At 69.0% G+C, this 18,379-nt stretch carries 19 protein-coding genes and 1 tRNA gene; 7 read left to right on the top strand and 13 right to left on the bottom strand.

Annotated features, from left to right (window positions below):
• The first annotated feature begins 55 nt into the window (after positions 1 to 55).
• Genes V2S04_RS09740 through V2S04_RS09730 form a run of 3 tightly spaced genes read left to right on the top strand, consistent with a single transcriptional unit; the run spans position 56 to position 1,280 of the window.
• Positions 56 to 529: a carboxymuconolactone decarboxylase family protein gene (locus tag V2S04_RS09740; protein WP_413638319.1), complete on the top strand. Its 474-nt coding sequence runs from the start codon at positions 56 to 58 to the stop codon at positions 527 to 529.
• On the top strand, positions 526 to 876 hold the full coding sequence (locus V2S04_RS09735; RefSeq protein WP_413638318.1) for a GNAT family N-acetyltransferase: 351 nt from the start codon (positions 526 to 528) through the stop codon (positions 874 to 876). Before V2S04_RS09740 ends, V2S04_RS09735 begins: the two co-directional genes overlap by 4 nt.
• Positions 877 to 887: 11 nt before the next feature.
• Complete coding sequence (locus V2S04_RS09730; protein ID WP_413638317.1) at positions 888 to 1,280, top strand: DUF1304 domain-containing protein; 393 nt, start codon at positions 888 to 890, stop codon at positions 1,278 to 1,280.
• 1 nt (position 1,281) lies between these two features.
• Here V2S04_RS09730 and V2S04_RS09725 read toward each other — a convergent pair whose 3' ends face one another.
• Positions 1,282 to 2,277 carry a pirin family protein gene (locus V2S04_RS09725; RefSeq protein WP_413638316.1) on the bottom strand — a complete coding sequence of 332 codons (996 nt, stop codon included), beginning with the start codon at positions 2,275 to 2,277 and terminating at the stop codon, positions 1,282 to 1,284.
• Between the two features lie 203 nt (positions 2,278 to 2,480).
• Between V2S04_RS09725 and V2S04_RS09720 the strand changes: the two genes are divergently transcribed.
• Positions 2,481 to 3,116 carry a hypothetical protein gene (locus tag V2S04_RS09720; protein ID WP_181417676.1) on the top strand — a complete coding sequence of 212 codons (636 nt, stop codon included), beginning with the start codon at positions 2,481 to 2,483 and terminating at the stop codon, positions 3,114 to 3,116.
• A gap of 29 nt (positions 3,117 to 3,145) precedes the next feature.
• A complete protein-coding gene (locus tag V2S04_RS09715; protein WP_413638315.1) occupies positions 3,146 to 3,769 on the top strand; it encodes a PRC-barrel domain-containing protein in 624 nt (207 codons plus the stop codon).
• Between the two features lie 37 nt (positions 3,770 to 3,806).
• On the opposite strand, the gene V2S04_RS09710 is transcribed toward V2S04_RS09715, so the two are convergent.
• On the bottom strand, positions 3,807 to 4,154 hold the full coding sequence (locus tag V2S04_RS09710; RefSeq protein ID WP_413638314.1) for a hypothetical protein: 348 nt from the start codon (positions 4,152 to 4,154) through the stop codon (positions 3,807 to 3,809).
• Between the two features lie 183 nt (positions 4,155 to 4,337).
• Here V2S04_RS09710 and V2S04_RS09705 point away from each other — a divergent pair, with 183 nt between their 5' ends.
• On the top strand, positions 4,338 to 5,909 hold the full coding sequence (locus V2S04_RS09705; RefSeq protein WP_413638313.1) for a molybdopterin-dependent oxidoreductase: 1,572 nt from the start codon (positions 4,338 to 4,340) through the stop codon (positions 5,907 to 5,909).
• Positions 5,910 to 5,966: 57 nt separating this feature from the next.
• Here the strand turns inward: V2S04_RS09705 and V2S04_RS09700 are convergent, their stop codons facing one another.
• From V2S04_RS09700 to V2S04_RS09655, 10 genes are all read right to left on the bottom strand, one after another.
• Complete coding sequence (locus V2S04_RS09700) at positions 5,967 to 6,155, bottom strand: hypothetical protein (RefSeq protein WP_413638312.1); 189 nt, start codon at positions 6,153 to 6,155, stop codon at positions 5,967 to 5,969.
• Positions 6,156 to 6,239: 84 nt separating this feature from the next.
• Positions 6,240 to 6,311: transfer RNA gene (locus V2S04_RS09695), tRNA-Gln, on the bottom strand.
• Between the two features lie 100 nt (positions 6,312 to 6,411).
• Positions 6,412 to 7,728: a threonine/serine exporter family protein gene (locus tag V2S04_RS09690; RefSeq protein WP_413638311.1), complete on the bottom strand. Its 1,317-nt coding sequence runs from the start codon at positions 7,726 to 7,728 to the stop codon at positions 6,412 to 6,414.
• Positions 7,725 to 9,230 carry a glutamate--tRNA ligase gene (gene gltX / locus V2S04_RS09685; protein WP_413638310.1) on the bottom strand — a complete coding sequence of 502 codons (1,506 nt, stop codon included), beginning with the start codon at positions 9,228 to 9,230 and terminating at the stop codon, positions 7,725 to 7,727. The genes V2S04_RS09690 and gltX overlap by 4 nt, the downstream gene beginning before the upstream one ends.
• Before the next feature lie 55 nt (positions 9,231 to 9,285).
• The gene (locus V2S04_RS09680) at positions 9,286 to 10,044 is read right to left on the bottom strand and encodes a class I SAM-dependent methyltransferase (protein WP_413638309.1); all 759 of its coding nucleotides are present in this window, start codon (positions 10,042 to 10,044) and stop codon (positions 9,286 to 9,288) included.
• Positions 10,041 to 11,291: an MFS transporter gene (locus V2S04_RS09675; protein WP_413638308.1), complete on the bottom strand. Its 1,251-nt coding sequence runs from the start codon at positions 11,289 to 11,291 to the stop codon at positions 10,041 to 10,043. Before V2S04_RS09675 ends, V2S04_RS09680 begins: the two co-directional genes overlap by 4 nt.
• Positions 11,288 to 12,064: a fumarylacetoacetate hydrolase family protein gene (locus V2S04_RS09670; RefSeq protein WP_413638307.1), complete on the bottom strand. Its 777-nt coding sequence runs from the start codon at positions 12,062 to 12,064 to the stop codon at positions 11,288 to 11,290. The genes V2S04_RS09675 and V2S04_RS09670 overlap by 4 nt, the downstream gene beginning before the upstream one ends.
• Before the next feature lie 74 nt (positions 12,065 to 12,138).
• Positions 12,139 to 13,242 carry a branched-chain amino acid aminotransferase gene (locus V2S04_RS09665; protein ID WP_413638306.1) on the bottom strand — a complete coding sequence of 368 codons (1,104 nt, stop codon included), beginning with the start codon at positions 13,240 to 13,242 and terminating at the stop codon, positions 12,139 to 12,141.
• 44 nt (positions 13,243 to 13,286) lie between these two features.
• Positions 13,287 to 14,336: a 3-isopropylmalate dehydrogenase gene (locus V2S04_RS09660; protein WP_413638305.1), complete on the bottom strand. Its 1,050-nt coding sequence runs from the start codon at positions 14,334 to 14,336 to the stop codon at positions 13,287 to 13,289.
• A 93-nt stretch (positions 14,337 to 14,429) separates the two neighbouring features.
• Positions 14,430 to 15,959 carry an MFS transporter gene (locus tag V2S04_RS09655; RefSeq protein WP_413638304.1) on the bottom strand — a complete coding sequence of 510 codons (1,530 nt, stop codon included), beginning with the start codon at positions 15,957 to 15,959 and terminating at the stop codon, positions 14,430 to 14,432.
• An 87-nt stretch (positions 15,960 to 16,046) separates the two neighbouring features.
• Between V2S04_RS09655 and V2S04_RS09650 the strand changes: the two genes are divergently transcribed.
• Complete coding sequence (locus V2S04_RS09650) at positions 16,047 to 16,616, top strand: TetR/AcrR family transcriptional regulator (protein WP_413638303.1); 570 nt, start codon at positions 16,047 to 16,049, stop codon at positions 16,614 to 16,616.
• Positions 16,617 to 16,646: 30 nt separating this feature from the next.
• Here the strand turns inward: V2S04_RS09650 and serA are convergent, their stop codons facing one another.
• Positions 16,647 to 18,266 carry a phosphoglycerate dehydrogenase gene (gene serA / locus V2S04_RS09645; protein ID WP_413638302.1) on the bottom strand — a complete coding sequence of 540 codons (1,620 nt, stop codon included), beginning with the start codon at positions 18,264 to 18,266 and terminating at the stop codon, positions 16,647 to 16,649.
• Positions 18,267 to 18,379 lie beyond the last annotated feature (113 nt).

Raw genomic sequence — 18,379 nt, 5'->3', positions numbered from 1 at the left:
TCTAGGTTGGTGCTGAGAGCCGCACGGCGGCCGGTCCCTGCATCCGAGGAGAGAAATGCGCCCCTATCTCGACAAGTCCGCTCCCGAGGTCTGGAAGGCCGCGGGCGACTACTCTCGCGCTGTGGCGGGCGAAGCCGAGCGCCGCGGCCTGACGCTGCAGGAGAGCGAGTTCATCAAGATCCGTACCTCTCAGCTGAACGCCTGCGCGTTCTGCCTCGATCTGCACACGCGCGAGGCCCGAGGCGCCGGAATCCCGCAGCAGAAGATCGATCTTCTGCCGGCATGGCGTGAAACGAGCCTCTTCTCCGAGCGGGAGACCGCAGTGCTGGCGATCGCGGAGGCTGCGACCCGTCTGCCGCTCACGGAGGAGTCGAAGGCCGATCTGTCAGGTGCTCATGCCGTTCTCGGCGACGAGGCGTTCGCCGCCGCGGAATGGGTTGCGCTGACCATCAACATGTTCAACAGGATCTCGATCCTCAGCGAGCATCCGGTGCGCCCACGCAACGACAACGGAAAGGTGCTGTCATGACCGTCGAGCGCTTCGAGGTTCGCGAGCTGCCCGACCAGTCGCGCTACGTGCTGATCGACCGCGGGCCGAACGGCATGCTGTCGGATGAGATCGGCGAGGTGTCGTACGTCGACGTGGGCGACGAGCGGGTGCTGTTCCACACCGGCGTCTCCGACGAGTACAGCGGGCAGGGCCTGGCGTCGAAGCTGGTGCGCGCTGCCGTCGACGACGTGGTGGCCGCCGGCAAGCGCATCGTCCCGGTCTGCCCCTATGTCGTGGCGTGGCTTCCCAAGCATCCGGAGTACGCCGACCACATCGCCGAACGCCGCAGCGAGCACGGCGCGGCGGTCAAGGCTCTGACCCGCTGAGAGGCATGATCATGATCATCGCCGCGCTCATCCTCGCCGCTCTGGCGGCGCTGCTGCACGTCTACATCTTCTACATGGAGTCGATCGCGTGGACCAGTCCACGGGTGCGCTCAACCTTCGGCACCTCGCCTGAGGAGGCGCAGGCGACGAAGGAGATGGCGTACAACCAGGGGTTCTACAACCTGTTCCTCGCCCTGATCACCGCGATCGGCATCGCGCTCATCGTCAGCGGAGCCGCAGACGCGGGAGCCGCGCTCGTCTACGCCGGTGCCGGCTCGATGGCCGCCGCCGCGACGGTGCTCTTCGCCTCCAGCAGTGACAAGCGCCGCGCCGCGCTGACGCAGGGCGTGCTGCCGCTGCTGGCCGTCATCTCCCTGACGATCGGTCTCGCGCTGCGGGGCTGAGCTACTCGCGGGGCCGCAGCCGCACCGTCGGCAGCGGCGGCGCGGGCAGCGGCGGGAGCTGACCGTCGGGGTAGGGCCCGAACAGCGCGGGCTTGCCCCCGTCACGGTCGTCGGCCGGATCGAATCCCAGCTCCGCCTGATAGCGGCGACGGAACTCCTCGATCTCGTCGTGACTGCGCCCGATGAAGTTCCACCACATCACGATCTGCTCGCCCAGCGGCACGCCGCCGAGCAGGATCACACGTGCGCCCTCGGGTCCCGCAGCGATCTGCATCGTGTCAGCGCCGGTGGGCGCGTAGCCGAGCTCACGATGCTGCACCGCGGCGTCGTTGACGGTGATGGATCCGGTCTCGGCGAGGGCCGCGTGCTCGAAGTCGCGACGAACAGGCAGCGTGACACTCGCGCCGGCTTCGAGAAGAAGCTCGGCACCGAGCATGTCCGGGGTTCGCGTGTCGACCGGAGAGGTTGATCCGAGCAGCGAGCCGATGAACACCCGGATGCTCGCGCCGGGCAGTTCGACGGGGTCCGGCGCGTAGTGCGCGAAGCTGTGCTCTGAGAACCTGGTGGCATCCGGGAGGACATACCAGAGCTGCACGCCGTGCAGCACCGTCGTCTCGGGGGTGCTGATCTCCTGATGGGTGATTCCCCGACCCGCGATCATGAGGTTGAGCTCACCCGGCAGCACCGCTGCCGCGACGCCGTTCGAGTCGAGGTGGTCGATGCGCCCGGTGAAGAGCCACGACACCGTCGCGAGTCCGGTGTGCGGATGCCGCGGCACCTCCATGCCGCCTGTCTCGGCGACGTCATCCGGGCCGTAGTGATCGAGAAAGCACCACGCTCCCACGAGCGATCGACGCCGCTGCGGCAGGGTGCGGTAGACCGTCATGGCCCGGATGCCGCCAAGCGGCACCTCACGAGGTGTGAGCACCTCCACCGCGGTGCACGGCTCGCCCGTGTCGAGAACGCTCAGCGGCGGGTTCTTCTCGAGGTTAGTCATCGCGGCTCCTGAGTCTGTTGCGACTGCGTGCGGGATGCAGTCAGCGTAGCCGCGATCCACATGAATACGTCCCTGGGCGGTGCAGCCGCGACGGACGGCACGTCGGATGCCGGGAGGTCAACCCCCTCCTCGTCGCAGGGCTCAGCGCCGACTCTGGGGAGATGACGTGGGCATGATCCGCCCACCAGACGTCAGGAGTCGAGATGAGCACACCCAATTCGGATCCTCGTGACCGCGAAGCCGCAGCGGTGTCAGCTGAGCGAGGACCCACCCAGCGCGAAGAGGCGCTGGAGCGGGAGCAGGAGCGGTTCGGCGGCTTCAAGTGGGGCTCCGCCTTCTTCGGCTGGCTCACGGCGACCGGCACGGCGGTTCTGCTGACGGCCCTTCTGGGCGCGGTCGGGGCCGGTCTCGGTCTCGGTGTCACCGAGGGCGACGTCGAAGACGCCGCGCAGGAGATCGGCGCGGATGCGCAGACGGTCACCATCATCGGGGCGATCGCCCTGGCCGTCCTGCTGTTCATCGCCTACTACTGCGGCGGCTACGTCGCCGGTCGGATGGCCCGATTCTCAGGGGCGAAGCAGGGCCTGGCCGTCTGGATCTGGGCCATCGTCATCGCGATCGTGGTGGCCATCATCGCCGCCGTGGCCGGTTCGCAGTTCAATGTGCTCGGTCAGCTGAACAGCTTCCCCCGCATCCCCGTGGATGAGGGCAGCCTGACGGTGACCGGCATCGTCACCGCGATCGTCGTGGCTCTGGTCAGTCTGGGCGGCGCGATCCTCGGCGGCATCGGCGGAATGCGCTACCACCGCCGGGTCGACCGCGTAGGACTCGGACGCTGAACTGCCCGCGACAGACAGGAGGACAACGCATGATCGAGGCATACAGGATCAACAGTCTGTTCGACGCGGATGTCGTCGACGCAGACGGATCCAGGATCGGCACGGTGAAGCACGTGTACGTCGATCCGGAAGGCGGTCAGCCGCTGTTCGCCGGTGTCGCCACCGGCTGGTTCGGCAGGTCGGAGTCGTTCGTGCCGCTGCGCGACGCCGACTTCGACGGCGAGATGCTGCACGTGCGGTACGACAAGGACACGGTCAAGCACGCGCCTCGCATCGATGCCGACGGCGCTCTGACCGACGACGACATCGACCGCATCCACGACTACTACGACGACAGCGACACCGACAGCGACACCGACTCCGACTCCGCCTCCGATACGCGCGATGCCGCCTCGGTCGAGTCCGCCGCTGTGGACCAGCGACCCGCGCGCAAGCGGATCCGCGTGCACAGGTACGTCATCACGGACGAGCGGACGGCCACCGCTTCTGGCACGCAGCACGACGCAGCGTCGGATCGTGGCCGGATCGTCGACGAGACACGGTACGAGACGGTCGAAGACCCGGGTCCGGACCGGCTCGACGAATCGCGAGTGAGCGCAGCGGACGAGTCACGCGATCGCGGAGGCGACGAGCTGCGGCGCCATCGCGAGTGAGCGCGACGGCGCCGCAGGGCGACTCGGCGTATCGCTGTCAGTCGTCGTCGATCTCGCTGAGCAGATCTTTCAGAGCCTTCTCGATCGACGTGTAATCGTACTGACCCGCCCTGCTCTCGGCCGAGATCACCGCGCACCGGTGCAGCCGGCGGAAGTCGCCGTATGGGAAGCTGTACCGTCCCTTCGTGCCCTCGGTGGCGCTGGTGTCCTCGCCGAGGTGCCACAGGGCGAATTCGTCCATGCCGTGCTTGTCGATGAAGGCGTTCTCGTCGTCGGTGCTGGGTGCGTGCTCGCTCCAGTCGTCACGCTCATCGCGCACGACGTCGCCCTTGCGCCGCAGCCCCTGGGCGTGCTCGAGGGCCTTCTTGTTCAGCTGAGTGGCCATCGCGTTCTCCCCTTCGCTTGTTCATGTCTGCTCCAGACTGCGACGGCGGCGGGCGGAGCCGAAGGGTCTGGCGGGTCGAGCCGACGGATGCTACGCGCCCTGCCGCGCATTCGATCCGATCCGGTTCTGACTCCGAACCACTCAGCAAGCGGCCCTCGGGGCCGATCGGAGGATCGGGGAGCAATGTCGAAGCAGAATCGTCGGGGCACGTTCATCGTCTTCGCCGCGATCGCGGGAGTGGTCAGTGGTCTGGTGTTCCTCGCGGCGGCAGAGCTGTCGGCGCTGCTGGTCGCCAGGGATGCGAGTCCGGTGCTGGCGGTGGGCTCGTTCGTCATCGACGTCGTGCCGCAGCCGCTGAAGGAGTTCGCCATCTCGACGTTCGGAGAGTTCGACAAGATCGCGCTGCTGATCGGACTGGGACTCGCAGTGGTCATCGCATCGGCCGTGGCCGGCATCCTGCAGCTCGTCCGGCCTCCTCTCGGCGTGATCGCACTCGGCATCGCCGGGGCGCTGTCGGTGGCCGCGACCACGACGCGCGCGGGAGTCACCCCGCTCGCGTTCCTCCCGCCGGTGATCGGCGCGGTCGCGGGATGCGTCGCGCTCATCTTCCTCTGCAAGCGGCTCGTATCCTGGCAGCGTGCGGCCGTCGCCCCCGAGGCAGGAGCCGCCCCCGCAGACGGCGTGACTATCGACAGGCGACGGTTCTTCGCTCTCGCCGGGATCGCCGGGGCATCCGCGCTGATCGTCGGGATCACGGCCCGCGCAGTGAACGCGGCGACCGCATCCGTCGCGGCGATCCGCAAGGGGCTGCGCCTGCCTCCACCCCGATCCTCGGTGACGATCCCCGAGGGAGCCGAGCTCGAGGTCCCCGGGATCACACCGCTGTTCACCCCCAACTCGGACTTCTACCGGGTCGACACCGCCCTCACCGTGCCCACAGTGGACCCGGCCACGTGGCGGCTGGTGATCGACGGCATGGTCGACAAGCGGGTCGAACTCACGTTCGACCAGCTGGTGGAGATGGGGCTGGAAGAGTACGCGATCACCCTGACCTGCGTGTCGAACGTGGTCGGTGGCGAACTGGTCGGGAATGCGATGTGGCTCGGGGTGCCGATCCGCGATGTGCTGCAGCTGGCCGGCCCGCACACCGACGCCGACATGGTGCTCTCCCGCAGCGTCGACGGCTACACCGCGAGCACGCCTCTGTCGGCGCTCACCGACGAGGGGCTCGACGCGATCTTCGCCGTCGGCATGAACGGTGAGCCGCTGCCGCTCGAGCACGGATTCCCGGTCCGCATGGTGGTGCCCGGACTGTACGGATATGTCTCGGCGACGAAATGGGTGACCGAGCTCAAGGTCACGACGTTCGAGAAGGACGAGGCGTACTGGACGCCGCGCGGCTACAGCGCAGAAGCGCCCATCAAGTTCTCGTCGCGCATCGACACGCCGAAGATCGGCAAGAGCGTCGCCGCCGGACGCATCCCGATCGCCGGTGTGGCGTGGGCGCAGACCGTGGGCATCGAGGCCGTCGAAGTGCGCATCGACGACGGCGATTGGCAGCGAGCGGACCTGTCGACCCCGATCAACACCGACACCTGGGTGCAGTGGGTGCTGGAGTGGGATGCCACCCCCGGAACCCACTACGTCACCGTGCGTGCGATCAATAAGGACGGCGAGATGCAGGTCGAGGAGAGCGCACCGATCGCCCCCGACGGATCGACCGGCTGGCAGCGATCCCTGATCTCCGTGACCTGAGCAACGCATCCACGCTGTGCGAACGACCGGGTCACGTGCATCGAACTGATGCGGTGCTCAGATCCCCAACTCTGTCGCGTTGTCGGTGCAGCGCCAGGGAACGCGGAACGGCGTGAGCAGCGCCCCCTTCTCGTACTGCGGAGCGATGAGCTCCTGGAACTCGTAAGCCTCGGCCTCGTCGTCGAAGACGCCGAGAATATTGTTGTCCGGTCCACTGTCGTGGTACACGATCCACACCTGCCTCATGTCGAGTACGCTACCCGCCGCGTCCCGAGACGACAGAGGCCCGGATCCTCCGCTCTGCTGCGGAATTCCGGGCCTGCCTGTCGGCTGGGGTACCTGGACTCGAACCAAGAACAACTGAACCAGAATCAGCCGTGTTGCCAATTACACCATACCCCAAGGGCGAAACCGGAGCCTCGCACCGAGAGTCAAGCTTACCCGAGCGGGGTGCAGATCGCGAATCGGCACGGGATGCCCGGGCGTGGCGCAACCCCGCGCATCACAGCTCCCCCATGCGGGCCGGCTTCGTCCACCGCAGGAACACCGTCGAGCGGGTGATGCGCGCGAGGTCGGCCAGCAGCGAGCCGACCTTCGTGCCGATGCACAGGCTGAGGAACATCATCGGCGCCGACACCAGTGCCTGCGCGTCGAAGCTCGCGAGCGCCACCAATCCGATCGTGCCGGGCACGAGCAGCAGGAACGCGGGCTGGAACGACACGGTCGCCGGCACGGCCAGCGTCACACGCTCGAGCACGCGGGCCGCGACGAACAGCACCGCCGCGGCGATCCCGGTCGCAACGACGCTGCCCACCTGCTGACTGAAGAACGCGAGCACAGCGTACGTGCCGGTCATCGCCGCGATGCACACGAAGGTGAGCCGGAAGCCGGATCCGAACGCCAGACCGATGCCGACGGCGAGGACGATGACGGCAGGCCATGCAGTCCACAGCGGCGGCAGGGCATCCCATCCCCCGCTCTCGTTCGCGAGGTGCACGGCCTCGCCGACCAGCGCGGCCGAGGCCGAATCGACGCGCAGACCCGTCAGGGCGGCACCCGAGTACAGACCTGCTGCCATGAACGCCAGCATGATCAGTCCGTACATGAGCCGCGATGCGCCGGTCACGATGTCCGTCGAGGTCAGCTCGAGCAGCGCGTTCGTGATCAGCGCTCCCGGAACGAGGATCGCGACCGGCGCGCACACCGCGAACAGGGGCACCGGCCCGAGCTCCAGGGCATTGGCGACCAGGCCGACGAGCAGCGTCGACAGGAACGACGACACGAAGGGGGCGACCGCCGCTGCCGCACGCACCCGCATCATCAGGATCGTGAGCCCGCCGACCAGCAGACCCACCAGCAGCGCGAGCACAGCCGCCCACCAGGGGCAGCGGAACAGCACCGCGAGAGACGCCGAGAGCAGGCCACAGCCGATGACGCTCTGCACCCCGGGCATCCGTCGCGGGGTGGCGCGGATCGCCGCCATGCGCGCCGGAGCGGATGCCAGCGGCACCGCACCCATCTCGAGGTCGCGCACCAGCCTGCTGGCGCGAGCCGACTGCCGGAACGTCAGCGCCTCGCCTTTGCCGATCACGGTCGTGGTCGCCGATGCCGCACCGGGCCGGCTCACCATCACCATCTCCGGAAGGATCGCGAACTCCAGGGTCGTCTCCGGCGCCGCGCGGCGGCTCACCTGCTCGAGTGAGCCGCGCACATCGGTCACTGACGTGCCGCACTCGAGCAGCAGCACGCCCAGGTCGCCGAGGATCACGTCCGTCTCGGCGGCCGGCATCACGGCATCCGGCGCCGCCTGAAGGTTCACGCCAGGAAGTCAGCGAGCGTGCGCAGTCGCCGCAGCGACTCCTCCTTGCCCAGCAGCTCCATCGACTCGAACAGCGGCGGCGAGACGCGGCGACCCGTCAGGGCGACGCGCGGCGGGCCGTACGCGACGCGGGGCTTCAGCCCGAGCTCGTCGACGAGCTTCGCCGAGAGCGCTGACTGGATGGCATCCGGTGTGAAGTCCTCGACCGGCTCGAGAGCCGCGACGCACGCCGCGAGAACCTCGGCGGCGTTCGCCGGAAGGCCCTTCAGCGCGTCGGCCTCGTACGACACGTTGTCGGTGAAGAGGAAGCCGAGCATGCCGGCCGACTCCCCCAGCAGCTGCATGCGCTCCTGCACGAGCGGTGCCGCGCGGAACGCGAGCACGATCTGCTCGTGCGTCGGCTCGCCGCCGAACACGTCGGCCGCGGCGAGATAGGGCAGCATCCGCTCGGCGAAGTCCTTCTCATCCAGCATCCGGATGTGGTCACCGTTGATCGACTCGGCCTTCTTCTGGTCGAAGCGGGCCGGGTTCGGGTTGACGTCGGCGATGTCGAAGGCGGCGATGAACTCGTCGAGCGAGAACACGTCGCGGTCGGCAGCGATCGACCAGCCGAGCAGCGCGAGGTAGTTGAGCAGGCCCTCGTGGATGAAGCCGCGCTCGCGATGCAGGAACAGGTCTGCCTGCGGGTCGCGCTTCGACAGCTTCTTGTTGCCGGTCTCGCCCAGCACCAGCGGCATGTGCGCGAAGCGCGGCACGAAGGTGGTGACGCCCGCCTCGATCAGCGCGTCGTACAGCGCGAGCTGGCGGGCGGTCGACGGCATGAGGTCCTCGCCGCGCAGCACGTGAGTGATGCCCATCAGCGCATCGTCGACGGGGTTCACGAAGGTGTACAGCGGCACGCCGTTGGGGCGCACGACGACGAAGTCGGGGAACGAACCCGCGGGGAACGTCACCTCGCCGCGGATGAGGTCGACGTACGTGAGGTCCTCATCGGGCACCCGCAGGCGCAGCGCCGGCTGACGGCCCTCGGCGCGGAAGGCGGCCTTCTGCTCGTCGGTGAGGTCGCGGTCGAAGTTGTCGTAGCCGAGCTGCTTCGCGCGGCCGTTGGCCTCGTTGCGCGCGTCGATCTCCTCCGCCGTCGAGTAGCTCTCGTACAGCGCCCCGGTCGCCCGCAGCTTCTCGATCACACCGCGGTAGATGTCGTGGCGCTCCGACTGGCGGTACGGTGCGTGCGGGCCGCCCACCTCGACGCCCTCGTCCCAGTCGATCTTCATCCAGGTGAGCGCGTCGACCAGCTGGCGGAAGCTCTCCTCGCTGTCGCGCGCCGCGTCGGTGTCTTCGATGCGGAAGATCAGCTTGCCGCCGTTGTGGCGGGCGTACGCCCAGTTGTACAGCGCCGTGCGCACCATGCCGACGTGCGGCAGGCCGGTCGGCGAAGGGCAGAAGCGCACGCGGATGTCGGATCCGGTTGCGGTGGTGGTGAGGGGATGCACGGTAGCCATATCCCCTCGATTCTATCCGGGGGCGGATGCCGCGCTCCGGCCTCTCCGTTCCGGCTCAGTCGAGCCGGTCGACGGCGATCGCGGCGGTCTGCGTCATCGGTATCCGGCCGTCGTCGGCTCGCTCGGCGACGAGAGCGTCGAAGGCGGAACGGAAGCGCTCGCGGTCGGCATCCGGAAGCGTCAGATAGAACGCGCCTGCTCCCGCGACTCCCCCGGCGACCGAGCGCCACAGCGCCTCGGGATCGGCGTGCCACGTCCAGGTCAGCTCGGTGACCTCGGCATGCCAGCCGGCGTCGGCCAGCATGCCGGCGAACCCCTCGGCTGTGCGTTCGAAATCCTTGTCCGCCGGCAGGCGGCCCGACGGCGCCGGGATCAGGCCCGCGCGCGCGATGACGTCACCCCACAGCGCCGTGGGCGATGCCGTCCAGGTGGTGGCGATGACGAGTTCGCGGGCGACCCGCCGCAGCTCGACAGCGGCGACCCGAGGGGCTGACACGTGGTTCAGCACGAAGTTCGCCGTCACGACGTCGAATGCCCGGTCGCCGAACGAGAGGTGCGGCAGTCCGTCGCCCAGGATCGTCAGCTGCGGATGCCCGACACCGGCCACCTCGCGCATGCTGGGCTCCGGCTCGGTCGCGACGACGCGCCACCCGGCATCAGCCCATGCTGCGGCGAGCGTCCCGTCGCCGGCACCGACGTCGAGAAGCGTGCGCCCCCGGGCGGGGCCGGCGATCTCCCGCATCGTCTCGCCGGTGCCCGCGCACAGCGCGGCATACGACGCGGCGAAGGCCTCTCCGGTGCCCGCCCAGCTCATGCGGCCGCGCGGATGCGGCCAAGCGGCGACAGCGCCGTGATCGCGACCACGAGCACGAGTGCGACGGTCGCGAGCCCGCCATAGCCGAATTCGGTGAGCACGATCCCGGCGCCCGCCGCGCCCACAGCTGCGGTCAGGCTCATCAGCGAGTCGCTGACTCCCTGCCGACGCGGGCGCATCAGCACGGTCGACGACTCCGTCAGCAGGGCCGCCCCCGCGACGGTCGCGGCGCTCCAGCCGAGACCGAGCAGGATCAGGGCGACCATGACCCCGGCGGGGTGGTCTCCGGCGATGATCGCCGTCAGCAGCGATGCGGTCAGCATGGCCTGGCCGAGCAGCACGACCCGGATGCGCCCCCACCGGTCGGCGAGGATGCCGAACAGCGGCGAGAGGCCGTACATGCCGGCAACGTGCAACGCGATCGTGACACCGACGAGCAGCGTCACCTCCTGGGTCGAGCCGTGCCCGCCGCCGTGCGCCATATGCTTCAGGTGGATCGGCGTCATCGCCATCACCGACGCCATCACCGCGTGCGAACCCGACACCGCGAAGATCGCGTAGCGGGCGACGACGGGCCGGTCGATATCGGCGCCCAGCACCGCGCTCTTGGCCGAGGAACCCGCCAGGCTGATCGCGGTCAGCAGCGGATCGGGGCGAAGCGCGACCACGTAGAGCACGAGGGCCGCCGCCTGCGCGAAGAGCGAGAACAGGTACGAGCCGGTGAGCGGAGGCATCCCGATCAGAGCGCCGACCTCTTCGCCGACCGGCAGCAGCAGCGGCCCCGTCACCCCGCCGACGGTGGTCGACCAGACGACGATCGACAGATCGCGTCCTCGGTGCGCAGGATCGGCGAGGTCGGTAGCGGCGAAGCGCGACTGCAGGTTGCCGGCGTTGCCCATCCCGATCATGATGATCCCGACCAGCAGCAGCGGGAAGAAGCGCACCGAGGCCGAGGTGATCACGATGCCGATGCCGATCAGGGCGAGCAGGTTGCCGGCGGTCAGCGACATACGGCGTCCGCGGCGAGCGGCGAAGCGCGCCAGCGGAATGGCGAACGCCGCCGCACCAAGTGTGACCGAGGCGGTCGCCAGACCAGACAGGGCGTCGTCGCCCGAGAGGTCAGCGGCGAGCAGCGCGCCGAGCGAGACGGTCGCGCCGAAGGCGATGCCGCCGAGCACCTGGCCCGCGGCGAGCACGCCGACGGTGCGGCGCTGGACGGCGCGCAGGTCGCCGAGCGCGGTGCTCACGCGGCGGGCACGGCGTCGCGCACGGGATTGCGCAGCACGCCGATGCCGTCGATCTCGATCTCGATGGTGTCACCGGCGACGACCTCGCCGACGCCGGCAGGGGTGCCGGTCATGATCACGTCTCCGGGCAGCAGGGTGAACGCCGCAGAGGCGTAGGCGATGATGTCGGCGACCGAGTGGACCATGTCGGTCAGCGGAGCCTGCTGACGGATCTCTCCGTTGACCCGCGTCTCGAGCCGCGCGGTCGAAGGGTCGAACTCGGTCTCGATGATCGGGCCGAGCGGGCAGAAGGTGTCGAAGCCCTTGCCGCGCGTCCACTGACCGTCTTTGCGCTGCAGGTCGCGCGCGGTCACGTCGTTGCCGATCGTGTAGCCGAAGACGTAGTCCAGAGCGTTCTCCGCGCTGACGTTCTTGGCGATGCGACCGATGACCGCGACGAGCTCGCCCTCGAACTCGGTGCGCTCGGAGATCGCCGGTCGCACGATGCTGTCGCCCGGGCCGATGACCGCGGTGTTCGGCTTGAGGAAGAGCAGTGGCTCCTCGGGGGCGACGTTGCCGAACTCGGCGGCATGGTCATGGTAGTTGCGGCCCACGCAGACGACCTTCGACCGCGGGATCACCGGTGCCAGCAGGGCGACGTCGGCGACCGGAACGCGCTCCCCCGTCGGCTGGTACCCGGCGAACATCGGGTCGCCGTCGAGGACGACGACCTCGCTCTCGTCGAGGATGCCGTACCGGATGCCGTCGTTGTGACTGAAACGCGCGATCTTCACCCCGCCAGCCTATCCCTGACAGCAGAGACCCCGCCCGTCCTGCAGAAGGACGGGCGGGGTCTCGAAGCGGGACGTCAGTCCACGCGGACGAGCCAGCCGTGCTTGTCCTCACGGCGGCCGTACTGGATGTCGGTCAGCTCCTCGCGCAGCGACAGGGCCAGCTCGCCCAGGGGCTGCTGGTCTTCGAAGTCGTCCGACACGAGGGCGCCGATCGGGGTGACCACCGCGGCGGTGCCGCAGGCGAACACCTCGACGATGTCGCCGGATGCCACACCCTGGCGCCACTCGTCGAGCGAGACGGCACGGCGCTCGACCGTGAGCCCGCGGTCCTCGGCGAGCTGCAGCAGCGAGTCGCGCGTGATGCCCTCGAGGATGCTGTCGGACTGGGGCGTGACGATGCGGCCGTCCTTGTAGACGAACACGATGTTCATTCCGCCGAGCTCTTCGACGTTGCCGTCCTGGTCGAGGAAGACGACCTGGTCGCAGCCCTGAGCGGCAGCCTCCGCCTGCGGCAGCAGGCTGGAGGCGTAGTTGCCGCCTGTCTTCGCCGCTCCCGTGCCGCCCTTGCCGGCGCGCGCGTAGGTCTTGGACAGCCAGATGCGCACGGGCTTCACACCGCCGGTGAAGTAGGCGCCGGCCGGCGAGGCGATGAGGTAGTAGGCCACCTTCTTCGCGGGGCGCACGCCGAGGAAGGCCTCCTTCGCGAACATGAAGGGACGCAGGTAGAGGCTCTGATCGACACCGGACGGCACCCAGCCGCCGTCGACGGCGATCAGCTCGCGGATGGACTGCACGAAGTACTCGGTGGGCAGCTCGGGCAGCGCGAGCCGGCGGGCGCTGCGACGCAGGCGCTCGGCGTTGCGATCGGGGCGGAAGGTGTACACCCCGCCGTCGGCGTGCCGGTACGCCTTGATGCCCTCGAAGATCTCCTGCCCGTAGTGCAGCACCGCCGCGGCCGGATCGAGCGCGATGGGCCCGTAAGGCTGCACGCGCGGACGGTGCCAGCCGCCCTTCTCGGACCAGCAGATGTCGACCATGTGATCGGTGAAGTTCGTGCCGAAGCCCGGGTTCTTCAGGATCTCCTCGCGCTGAGCAGGACTCTTGGCGGCGAGGTTCTTCGTCACGGCGAACGTGAGCTCAGCGGTGCCGGAGCTGGCCGTGGTGGCGGTGTCGGTCATGTCTGTCCTCTGTCGGGTGCGGCGTCGATGCGCGTGTTCTCAGATTACGCCTGCAGTCGGGCGATGATCGCGTCACCCGTCTCGGTGGTGGTGCGAGCACCGTCCCGGCCGGCGATGTCGGCCTCGACCGCCCGCTGCACGCGAGCCGCCTCCTCGCGCAGACCGAGGTGGTCGAGCAGCAGGGCGACCGAGAGGATCGCTGCGGTCGGGTCGGCCTTCTGCTGCCCGGCGATGTCGGGCGCGGAGCCGTGCACGGGCTCGAACATCGAAGGGAAGGTGCCGTCGGGGTTGATGTTGCCCGAGGCCGCCAGTCCGATGCCGCCGGTGACGGCGCCGGCGAGATCGGTGAGGATGTCGCCGAACAGGTTGTCGGTGACGATCACATCGAATCGCGCGGGGTCGGTCACGAGGAAGATGGTGGCCGCATCGACGTGCAGGTAGTCGACGGCGACATCCGGATGCTCGGACGCGACCTCATCGACGATCCGCTTCCAGATCGCCCCGGCATGCACGAGCACGTTGGTCTTGTGCACGAGGGTGAGCCTCCGGCGCCGCCGCTCGGCGAGATCGAAGGCGTACCGCACCACGCGCTCGACGCCGAAGGCGGTGTTGACGCTGGTCTCGTTGGCGACCTCGTGCGGCGTGCCCTTGCGGATCGCCCCGCCGTTGCCCACGTAGGGACCCTCGGTGCCTTCGCGCACGACGACGAAGTCGATCTCGCCAGGGTCGGCGAGGGGCCCGGATGCCCCGGGGAAGAGCTTCGACGGTCGGAGGTTCACGTAGTGATCGAGCTCGAACCGGAGCTTGAGCAGCAGACCGCGCTCGATGTTGGCGTCTTTCAGGCGTTCGTCGCCCGGCATGCCGCCGACCGCACCGAGCAGGATCGCGTCGTGCGAGCGGATCGCCGCGAGGTCGTCGTCGGTGAGCGTGTCACCCGTCGCGAGATAGCGGTCGGCCCCGAGCGAGAAGGGCGTCTTCTCGAAGGTCACATCGCCGCCGGCGGTGACTGCATCGAGAACGCGCTCGGCCTGTGCGATGACCTCTCTGCCGATTCCGTCACCGGGGATGACTGCCAGCTTCACGACGCGCGACATGAGACTCCTAGGGGCGCTGCTCGTCCGCCACGCCGGTCGCCGCGGACACGGTCTCCAGCGTACCGGCGCGCATGCGCCGACCCGCGCCGGATGTCAGCGGCCAGGGCGCAGAGTGGTGGCGGCGATGACGATGGCGGATGCCACCAGCAGCGCTCCGATGAGCGATGTCGTGACGATGCCGGAGTCGAAGGCGTGCGTCGCCGCCTGCCACAGGGCATCCGCCTGACCGTTCGGCAGCTCCTGCGCAGCGGCATAAGCCCCCGCGAGGGTCTCGCGCGCCTGGCTCGCGGATGCCTCCGGCACCCCGTCCGGGATGGTCAGCGCGCCGCGGTAGAAGGCGGTGATGATCCCGCCGAGCACGGCCGTGCCGAGCACCGCCCCGAGCTCGTACGCCGTCTCCGAGACCGCACTGGCGGCGCCGGCCTTCGCAGGCGGCGCGTGCGCGAGGATGAGCTCGTTGGAGATGGTCTCGGCGGCGCCGATCCCGATCCCCAGGACGATGAAGGCCAGGATCAGCCAGGTGACGCTGTTCCACTGCGCGGTCAGGGCGACGACGAGGTATCCGCCGACCGACAGCAGCAGGCCCACCGGAACGACGATGTGGGGCGGAACGCGGCGGGAGATCGGGACGACGCTGAGGCCGGCGATGATCATCGCGACCATGCCGGGCACGAGTGCGAGGCCGGCGGCCATGGGCGAGAGGCCGAGCACCAGCTGCAGCTGCTGCGGGACGAAGTAGAGGAAGCCGACGAGCGCGATGACGCTGAGCAGGTTGACGAGGATCGCGCCGCTGAAGCCGCCTCGACGGAACAGGTTCATGTCGAGCATGGGCGTTTCGGCACGCAGCTGGCGACGCACGAAGAGCCAGCCCATCGTGAGCCCGATGAGCACGAGCGCGACCGCCATGAGCGTCGGCCCGTCGACGGCGAACGACTTGATGGCGTAGACGACGGGCACCATGGCGGCCATCGACAGGAGGATGCCGATCGGGTCGATGCGACCCGGGTTCGGGTCGCGGCTCTCGGGCAGCAGCCAGAAGCCGCCGATGAGCAGCGGGATGAGCATGGGGACAGCGATGAGGAAGACCGAGCCCCATGCGAAGTGCTCGAGAAGGAACCCGCCGACGACCGGCCCCAGCGCGGATCCCGCCGAGAACCCGGATGCCCAGATCGCGATGGCGAGTCGGCGCTGGTCCCTGTTGGGGAAGATCGAGCGCAGAAGCGACAGTGTCGAGGGCATCAGCATGGCGCCGAAGAAGCCGAGCGCCGCCCGCGCGGCGATCAGCAGCCCCGCCGTCGGCGCGAACGCCGCGAGAGCGGAGACGATAGCGAAGCCCGTGGCGCCGATGAAGAGCATCCGACGCCGACCGTACCGATCTCCCATCACGCCCATGGTTACCAGGAGGCCTGCGAGCACGAGGGAGTAGACGTCGATCACCCACAGCTGCTCGGCGCCCGTAGGCCGTAGTGCGAGCGAGATCTCGGGCAACGCGAAGCTGAGCACGGTGTTGTCGACCGAGACCAGCAGCACGGGCAGCATGAGCACTGCCAGGGCAGCCCACCCGCGGGCACCGACGCGCGCGCCGTGCTCCTCGGAGAGCCGGATCGTGGCTGTGGTGGACATGACCGCACCCCTTCTGGATCCTCGAATCCGATTTCTAAACCGTCCGGATGGTACAGTAACACAGAGTCCGACAGTCAGGAGAGCCAGATGCCCCGTCCCCCGCTGGCACGCGAACGCGTGCTCGACGCGTACCAGAGCATCCTCATCTCAGACGGCGAGCGAGCCGCGACGCTCGAGGCCGTCGCCCGGGAGGCGGGCGTCTCGAAGGGCGGTCTGCTCTATCACTTTGCCTCGAAGGAGGGGCTGACCGCCGGCCTCGCCGCTCGGCTGGCGGCGCTGACCGATGAGGATCTCGAGCGGATGTCCGGGGCGGTCGACGGACCGATCGCGTACTACGTGCGCACCTCCGTGATGGAGGACGACGCCCTCGACCGCGCGCTCATCGCCATGACACGGCTCGCCCAGGGGGGCTCGGCCGTGGCATCAGATGCCCTGCGCGAGGTGCGCGACCGCTGGGCCGCGGCCATCCGCCCGCACGTGCGCGACGAGACGGCGCTGGATCTGGTGATGCTGCTGAGCGACGGCCTGTACTTCAACAACTCACTCGCCGAACCCGGCGACGAGCAGGGCGGGATGAGCGATTTCGTGCCCACCGGCGTCGCCCTCGACCGACTGATCGATCTGGTCGTGGATGCGGCGACGCGGGCCCCGGAGTGAACCGGAACCCGCGTCAGCGCGTGTGAGCGATCAGACCTCGGCGATCTCGATCTGGCGGAACAGGTCGGCGTTGATCGCGGCGCTGACGTCTTCGAGCAGCTGCTCCGAGACGGGCGAGTCCAGCGTCAGCACGCTGAGCGCCTGGGCGCCGGCGGCCTGGCGTGCGATCTGCATGCCGGCGATGTTGATGCCGGCCTCGCCGAACTTCTGGCCGTAGACCGCGACGATTCCGGGACGGTCGGTGTACAGCATCACGACGTGGTGCTTCTCGATCGGCAGCTCGATGGCGTGCTCGTTGATCGACACGAGCTTCTCGATCTGCTTCGGGCCTGTGAGCGTACCCGAGACGGCGAGCTGCGAGCCGTCGGAGAGCGCGCCGCGCAGCGTGATCACATTGCGGTACTCCTCGCTGATCTCATCCTGCAGCAGACGCACGGCGATGCCGCGCTGCTCGGCCAGCAGCGGGGCGTTCACGTACGACACCGTCTCGCTGACGATGTTGGTGAACACGCCCTTGAGCGCGGCGAGGCGCAGCACGCTGACGTCGTAGCTGTTCAGCTCGCCGTGCACCTCGACGTCGAGGCTGGTGAGCGGCGCCTGCGCGAGGGCGGAGAAGATCTGGCCGAGCTTCTCGACCAGCGGGATGCCAGGGCGCACGTACGGGTCGATGACCCCGCCGGCGACATTGACCGCGTCGGGGACGAGGTCGCCGCCGAGGGCCAGGCGAACCGAGCGTGCCACGGACACGCCGGCCTTCTCCTGCGCCTCGTCGGTGCTGGCACCGAGGTGCGGCGTCACGACGACGTTCGGCAGGCCGAGCAGCGCCTGCGCGGTGCTGCCCTCTGCCGGCGGCTCGGAGGTGAACACGTCGAGCCCGGCGCCGGCGATCTCGCCGGCCACGAGCGCCTCGTGCAGATCGCCCTCGTCGATCAGACCCCCGCGCGCGACGTTCACCACGAACGCGGTCGGCTTCATCGCCGCGAACTGCTCGGCGGCGATCATGCCGGTCGTCTCCGGCGTCTTGGGCATGTGAATGGTGATGAAGTCGGACTCGGCGATCAGCTCGTCGAGGGTGACCAGCTGCACGCCCAGCTGCTGCGCACGTGCGCTGGTGACGTACGGGTCATAGGCGATGACGCGCATGTCGAAGGCGTTCAGGCGCGCGGCGACGAGAGCGCCGATGCGGCCGAGCCCGATGATGCCGACCGTCTTCTCGAAGAGCTCGGCACCGGTGAACGAGCTGCGCTTCCACGCGCCGCCCGAGAGAGACGCGTGCGCGGCGGGGATGCGGCGGGCGAGGCTCAGGATGTGACCCACAGTGAGCTCGGCGGCCGAGACGATGTTCGAGGTGGGCGCATTGACGACCATGACGCCGGCTGCCGTCGCCGCCTTGATGTCGACGTTGTCGAGTCCGACGCCGGCGCGGGCGACGACCTTGAGCTTCGGAGCGTGGGTGAGAGCCTCGGCGTCGATGCGCGTCGCCGAGCGCACCAGCACGGCGTCAGCGTCGGCGAGGGCCGAGAACAGCGCCTCACGATCGGTTCCGTCGACCTCGCGCACGTCGAAATCGGGGCCGAGAGCCTCGATCGTCGCGGGTGAGAGCACTTCGGCGAGCAGGACGACGGGCTTGGTGGCGGTGTTGTTCGGCACAGAGATCCTTCGGGGCAGGACGAGCGGGGGTCAGCCGATGCGCCGCACGCCGTCGGGGCGCGATCGGGACACACTTTACCCCAGGGCGCTCCGGCGTCCCGACCGTGTGACGC

It is taken from the genome of Microbacterium sp. OR21 (assembly GCF_047306785.1).
GTDB classification, from domain to species: Bacteria; Actinomycetota; Actinomycetes; order Actinomycetales; family Microbacteriaceae; genus Microbacterium; species Microbacterium esteraromaticum_E.
Note: the sequence above shows the minus strand (reverse complement) of the source record. Positions and strands in the feature narration are given on the sequence as shown.